Below are 7,544 nucleotides of genomic sequence, written 5' to 3'. Positions count from 1 at the left end.
AAAAAACCGCCGCAGAAAAAAAGTACCTCCTCACTGCTGCATTGGATAAATGGATGAGTGGCATGGTAGGCGCCGGGAAATCTGTTGTAAAGGCATGGGATGTGGTGAATGAACCAATGGATGATGGTAAGCCTTATGAATTGAAAACAGGCGTAGGCAGAACTAATATGGCGGCCGATGAGTTTTACTGGCAGGATTATCTGGGTAAGGATTATGCCGTTACGGCGTTTAAAATGGCCAGGCAATATGGTAATCCCGGAGATATTCACTTTATCAACGACTACAATCTGGAGTACAGCCTGGATAAATGTCGTGGCCTCATAGCCTATGTTAACTACATAGAAAGCCAGGGCGGTAAAGTGGATGGAATAGGCACGCAAATGCATATCGACATTAACACCAACAAGGAGAAAATTGTGGAAATGTTTAAGCTGCTGGCAGCTACGGGGAAAATGATCAAAGTTTCTGAGCTGGATTTGGGCGTAGGCGTAAAAACAACCGCTGCCACTGCTGAACATTATAAAGCACAGGCCGAAATGTATAAGTATGTAATGGATAAATATTTTGAACTCATTCCGCCTAAACAACGCTACGGTATTACCATCTGGAGCCCACTCGATAGCCCGGCTAATTCCTCCTGGCGGGCAGATGAACCAGTAGGACTTTGGACAACAGCCTATGTACGAAAGCTGGCCTATGCAGCGGTGGCAAAGGCGCTGGAAGCGAATGCAAAATAACAAAAACGTTTAGTAGCAACGGATGAAAGTCCCCGGATATACCGTCTGGGGACTTTCCTGTTAAACAACGTCTTCATTCCCCGCCTTCTCTTTTTTAGCCTTTGCTATAAATTCAGACGGCAACATATTGTATTTAAGTTTGAACGACTTGGCGAAGTAGTTAGGCGTAGAGAAACCAACATGGTAAGCAATTTCGGCAATGTTCATATCACTTTTCTTCATAAGGGCCGCCGCCTTTTCCAGTCTGTAGGAACGGATATATTCAACCGGTGTTTGCCCTGTCAATTCCAGTAATTTATTGTAGAGAGAGCTTCTGCTCATACCTACTTCTTTGCTAAGGCTCTCCACAGACAGTTGGGCATCTGTCAGATTTTCTTCGAGGTGGCTGACAATTCTGGCCAATAGTTTTTCTTCTGTCGATTCCTTTGCTATTTCGGGCGAAAGCAGTTTTATCTGTTTGGTATAGGTGTTTTTTAAAGTATCATTGAGGTGCAACAGGTTCCTGATCTTCGCATGCAGGATCTCGAAATTAAATGGCTTGGTGATATAATCATTGGCGCCCGTTGCCAATCCTGAAATCTGTTGCGCTTCATTAGTGAGTGCAGTCAGCAATATAACCGGGATATGAGCGGTTCTTTTATCAGCTTTCAGTTTTTGGAGCAGACTTATACCATCCATTTGTGGCATAGTGATATCGCTGACAATCAACTGTGGATGCAGTGATAACGCTTTTTGCCAGCCTTCTTTCCCATTGGTGGCTTCTATCACTTTGTAAGTGTTACGAAGATTATCCTTTAGGTAGAATCTGAAATCTTCATTGTCTTCCACAAGTAATATGGTGAACATTTCAGAAGTGCTTTCCGACTGCTCAACGATGTGTGGTACCTCCGCTTGTTCCGGCGATGGTAGCGTATTTTCCTCATCAGATAACAAATCAGGCGCCGGCCGGTTTTGCGTACTCTTTAATGGAAGCCATATAGAAAATGTAGCGCCTTGTCTGGATTCACTTTCTACGTCAATAGTGCCTCCGTGCATTTTTACAAATTCCTTTGTAATGGATAACCCGATACCAGTGCCCTGATTGAGTATGGCAGCGGTGTTATTGATCTGAAAAAAGTGTTCGAACACTTTTTCTTTTTTGTCTTTTGAAATACCAATACCCGTATCTTTTACCTGTATGAGTATACACTGTTGATCTGACGCATCGTTTTTCTCCAATAGTTGTAGTTCAACAATAACGGTATCTTCTTCCATGGTAAATTTAAATGCGTTGGAAAGCAGATTGAAGAGGATACGTTCTATTTTATCATGGTCAAACAGCACATACAATGCTGTTGGGCCGCTGTTAAAAATGAAACGGATATTTTTCCGTTCGGCAAAGTCGCGGAAAGAATCGATGACCTCTTTGATGAAGGATACGAGTTCTCCTTCCGACAGCTGTAGCTTTAATTCATGTTCTTCCATTTTCCGGAAGTCCAGCAATTGATTAACAAGGTTGAGCAGTCGCCGGGAATTTCGTTTGATCATGTTTAGGCTGTCGAGCCGGTTGCCGGTTTTTTCCCCGGCAATTAACTGTTCTACCGGACCCATGATCAGTGAAATGGGTGTCCTGAAATCATGACTGAGATTAGTCAGAAATTTAATTTTCAGCCTGTCCAGCTCCTGCCCCCGTTTTACCTCCTGTCTTTCCTGCTCCAGCAGGAATTTTTTCCTTATCCTGGTAATTCCCTGGTAACGGCTATACAGCAGCAACAGACAAATAGTGGACAGGTAAAACAGCCAGGCATAGGTGGTTCGCCAGAAAGGTGGGCGTACAAAGATCTTTATCCTGGTATCTTTGGTACTCCATATTCCGTCATTATTGCTGGCCTTTACACGAAAGGTATACTCTCCGGGATCCAGGTTCGTATAGGCGGCGGTGTTAGCGGTACCTGTATAGTTCCAGTCTTTGTCAAAGCCCTCGAGCTTGTAGGCATAGTAATTTTCTTTGGGAGTGGTATAATTCAGTGCTACAAAACTGAGCACAAAATTTTGTTTATAGGCAAGTCTGATATCATCGGCAATGGAAATATGTGTCTTCACAGGGCCTTCATCGTCAGGGCTAATCGATTTATTGGCTACTTTTAAATCTGTCAGCAGCACAATCGGTACATTTTTGTTGACCGTTAAATTAGAAGGCGTGAAATAATTAAAGCCTTCTAATCCGCCGAACATTAAATCGCCGTCAGACAATCGGATACCGGAGGTATGATAGAAATTGTTATTCTGCACGCCGTTATAATGGGAGTAATTATGGAATTTTTTTGTGGTGAAATTGAAACTGCTGATACCTATGTTGGTACTGAGCCAAATGCTACCGTTTTTGTCTTCAAGAATTTGGTAGATGGTGGTATTTTGCAGACCATCTTTTTCACAGAAGTTGATGAACCGTTGTGCGTTTTTATCAAAAAGGCTTAAGCCGCCACCATAGGTCCCCACCCACATGCGCCCATTACTGTCGCACAACAGTGCCTGTACTTTATCACCGGGCAGCTGACTGTTGTTTTGCGTATAAATATTCCATTGACCGGTAGCAGGATGATAAACACCGATTCCTCCACCATGTGAGCCAATCCAGATATTTCCTTCCTTGTCTTCTTCAATGGCTCTGATGTATCCGTTAAGCGGCAGCTTTTTGTCATTGGATGTTGGCACCGCCGGCTGAGGACTGTACCGGGCAATGACCTGTTCATTTTTTAATACACTCACTCCTTCGCCATTTGTGCCTATCCAGACATTGCCCTTACTGTCTTCTGCGATACAAAAAATATCGCTGGAGTTCAGATCGTTGGGGCCTGTACCTTTTGTCATGTATTTATAATTGCCGCTGGCGGTGTTCATGATCAGCAGGCCAAGGGCATAAGTGCCGATGTATAGTTTTTTATCCCGGGTGTAATGGAGGGCCATGATGGAGATTTTGCCATCTTTCACGGGAAGAGGGATATTGATGGGCCGGACTTTCTCTGTTTTGCGATTGAATTCGAACAGACCTCCGCCATCCGTGGCTACAAAAACATTTCCATCGCTGTTTTCTGCAAAAGCACTTACGATAGATGATTGGCGGCCATTTGTATGGAAAATGGCGCCCGGTTTGAAGCTAAAGAGATTCAGATTTTTATCGTATTTATTGATTCCGCCACGAAAGGTCCCCAGCCAATAAATACCCTGCTGATCGATATAAGCGCATTTAATGGCTTCACTGCTAAGACTGTAAATGTTTTGATCGTCAGGAAGATAATAATCAGCCTTGTTTGTGCTGGTATTAAGAATGATCAGACCCTGCTCTGTGCCAATCCATAATTGGTGGTCCTTATCTGGTTCGATGCAGTTCACCAGTTTATTATCCAGGAAGGCTGCTTCCATGGAGGGATGATAAGGAGTAATGCCGCTGCCATTGGGAGCTAATGTATACAGTCCTGTTAAGGTGCCCACCCAGATCTGCCCGTTGCTGTCGCCGGCAATGGCTTTGATATGATTATCCGATGGCGTATAGCCGGCTTTGTTGTTCGGGATACGTTTTACTGCTCCGGTGGAAGGGGAATACCGGTAAAGGCCCTGTGTGGTGCCCACCCAGATTTGTTGCTGCCGGTCTACAAATACACAGTTAGGTGTTTTCTTTGCTTCGGAACTGCCAGCACCCGTGTCAAGATTGATTTTGGAAATATGACGGGTGCTGGGATCAAGCATAAATAAATTTTCGAACTGCGCCATCCATATGCGGCCGGAGGAATCGCTGCTAATGTGCATGATTACAGCATTAGGCGGTAGTTGAGGGGCATCGGCATGGAGGGGGAAATGTATAAATGCGTCCTTTTTGCGGTCGTACAAACTAAGGCCGCCGCCACTGGTGCCTATCCAGAGGTTGCCGGCTTTGTCTTCATGCAGCGCCAATACCTCGTTCGCTCTGAGGCTGGAAGAATCGCCGGCACGGTGCCGGTAAACGGTGAAATTGGTGCCGTCGAATTTGTTTAAGCCATCGTCGGTAGCAAACCACATCAGGCCATAGTGGTCTTTCACAATGGCATTCACCGTATTGGACAACAACCCGTCCTTTGAGGAAAGTAAGGTGAAGTTGATATGCCTGGTTTGAGTCCGGCCTATTTGTGCCAGGTATAGGAAGAAACAGAGGAACGTGAATTTATAGGTAGACATATTTGACTATCATTAAAAAGAGGAAGTTGGTTGAATGATTCGAACGTGGTTTTTTCTACGACCTGATTCAGGTATCGAAATGTAGTCTCAATATATTCAATATTTCCAATTCCCGGCCAGGATATTATCTTATGTTGTATAATTATTGTCCGTAAGACATTTATGCTATAAATTTGGACATATGAGCGATTGTGTAAAGGAGAGTCCTGGTATTTTTGCTTTTCGTTTAACGGTTTAAAGATGTATAAAAAATTCCTCGTTATGGCACTTGTGCTCCTTAGCCAAGTGCTCTATGCCCAACAGTCAGACAATGAAGACGGCACTTATACCAATCCCGTTATATGGGCTGATTTTCCGGATAATGATGTGATTCGTGTTGGAGATACCTATTATATGGTCGCCACTACCATGTATTTTTTTCCTGGTGTGCCTGTACTGCAATCAAAAGACCTGGTTAACTGGGAGTATGCCGCCAACGCTGTTCCGCAGTTTAAGCAGCATCCTTTCTATGATTTACAGGGCGGTAACCGCTATGGCAGGGGGCAATGGGCCAGTAGTATCCGTTATCACAACGGAAAATTCCATATACTTTTCATGACCCTCGATGAAGGTGGTTTTCTATGCACCGCCACAAAGGCGGAAGGCCCCTGGGAAGTACATCAGCTCGTGAGGCCCTATTATGATGCCGGACTCTTTTTTGATGACAACGGCCGCATATATATTGCCCATGGTTATTCGAAGATATCCATCACCGAAGTAGACGCAAAGCTTTCTCCCATTAGTCGTGACAGCGTTGTATTCGACAAGGTGCAAAGGCCGGGACTGGAAGGGTCGCATGTTTACAAGGTGAACGGGTATTATTACATTTACGCCACCTATGGGGGCGGAGATGGTTACCAGGTATGTCTCCGGTCAAAGCACATCTATGGTCCATACGAAGAAAAAACGGTATTGAAGGATGATATGAACCTCGCGGGAAAGGGCGTTCACCAGGGAGCATTGATTGAAACACCAAAGGGGGAGTGGTGGAGTATTATCTTCCAGGACAGAGAAGGAGTAGGCAGAGTGCCTACGTTGCAGCCCGTGCATTGGGTGGATGGCTGGCCCATACCGGGAGAAAATGGCCGGGCCGTTGTTACTCACGCCAAACCCAATACGGACGCCATTTTTCCTGTAAAGGTGCTGCCTTCCAGCGATGATTTTAGTCGTGATCAATTATCCGTTCAGTGGTCGTGGAATCACAATCCGGACGATGGTGCCTGGTCTTTAAATAAACGAAAAGGATACCTCCGTCTTACAACCGGCAGCATTGCTGCCGATTTCCCCCACGCCAGGAATTCGTTGACCCAACGAATATTTGGTCCGTACACTGATGCCACAGCGGCATTGGATATCAGCCAGATGAAAACGGGTGATGTGGCAGGACTTGCGGTATTACAAATGCCGCATGCCTTCATAGGCGTAAGGGTAGGGGCGCATGCAAAGTTTATTGTAATGGAACTTGCCGGCAACACCATGGATAGCGTTGCAGTGGGAAAAAGAAATACTATTTTCTTCAAGGCATCGGTCAATACCGTGAAAGATCAGGCTCATTTCTATTATAGTTTTGATAATAAAACATTTATTCCCTTAGGCGATACGCTCAACATGCAATTTAACCTGAAGATGTTTACAGGTAACCGGTTCGCCCTTTTTAATTATGCCACTGTTCAAACGGGAGGCTATGTTGATATTGATTGGTTCAGCATGGATACCCGGCAGGGCCCACCGAATCTCTTTAAGGCTTCATCACTTATCCAGGCAGAAATGTATGATGAGATTTACGAGGCACATGTGAAGCGCAGCAGTGATGTGGGCGGCCCCGGGGAACAGGATGTGGCCAATTTGGTGGACGGTTCATGGATCAGGTTTAACCAGGTAGATGTTGAAAATGGATATAAGTACCTGTTGCTGCGGGTAGCTCCCGGAACGGGGCGCATAACGGTGTATGCCGATAACGATTCATTGCATCCATATGCCACTGTAACTGTTCCTGCGCGAACAGATACAGCCTATAGCACTATCAGTATACCTGTTCAGCCACTCAGGGGCAAACACCGGTTAACATTCAGGTTTACAGGTGAGGCCGCATCGGCACTGCGCCTGAACTGGTTCTCTTTTACGAATAGCGCGCAGCACGAGTATGTATCATCACCGCTGGTGTCGCATATTTATACGGCCGATCCGTCGGCGCATCTTTTCAACGGAAAAATATATATCTATCCATCTCATGACACTGCCACCAAAACAGCGGAGAGTGATAATGGCGATCATTTTCAGATGGCGGACTATCATATTCTTTCTATGGACGCTATTGGTGGCCAGGTAACTGATCATGGTATGGCGTTACGGGTACAGGATGTTCCCTGGGCTTCCCGGCAGCTATGGGCGCCGGATGCAGCGTTTTCAAAGGGAACTTACTATTTGTATTTCCCCGCAAAAGATAAGCAGGGCCTATTTAAAATCGGGGTAGCTACTTCACAACAGCCGGAAGGTCCGTTTGTAGCCGAAAAAGATCCGATTGCCGGGAGCTATAGCATTGATCCGGCCGTATTCAGAGACGACGATGGTGCTTTT

General features: G+C 45.4%; 3 protein-coding genes. 2 read left to right on the top strand and 1 reads right to left on the bottom strand.

Going from position 1 to position 7,544, the window contains the following annotated elements:
- A partial coding sequence (locus tag VIP81_RS32970) for an endo-1,4-beta-xylanase (RefSeq protein ID WP_331972358.1) occupies positions 1–737 on the top strand: 737 nt, incomplete at its 5' end.
- Between the two features lie 60 nt (positions 738–797).
- Here the strand turns inward: VIP81_RS32970 and VIP81_RS32965 are convergent.
- Positions 798–4,928: a hybrid sensor histidine kinase/response regulator transcription factor gene (locus tag VIP81_RS32965; protein ID WP_331972355.1), complete on the bottom strand. Its 4,131-nt coding sequence runs from the start codon at positions 4,926–4,928 to the stop codon at positions 798–800.
- Between the two features lie 261 nt (positions 4,929–5,189).
- Between VIP81_RS32965 and VIP81_RS32960 the strand changes: the two genes are divergently transcribed.
- A partial coding sequence (locus tag VIP81_RS32960; RefSeq protein WP_331972352.1) for a family 43 glycosylhydrolase occupies positions 5,190–7,544 on the top strand: 2,355 nt, incomplete at its 3' end.

Origin of the sequence: Chitinophaga sp., from assembly GCF_036566945.1 — a bacterium.
Classification (GTDB): Bacteria; Bacteroidota; Bacteroidia; order Chitinophagales; family Chitinophagaceae; genus Chitinophaga.
Note: the sequence above shows the minus strand (reverse complement) of the source record. Positions and strands in the feature narration are given on the sequence as shown.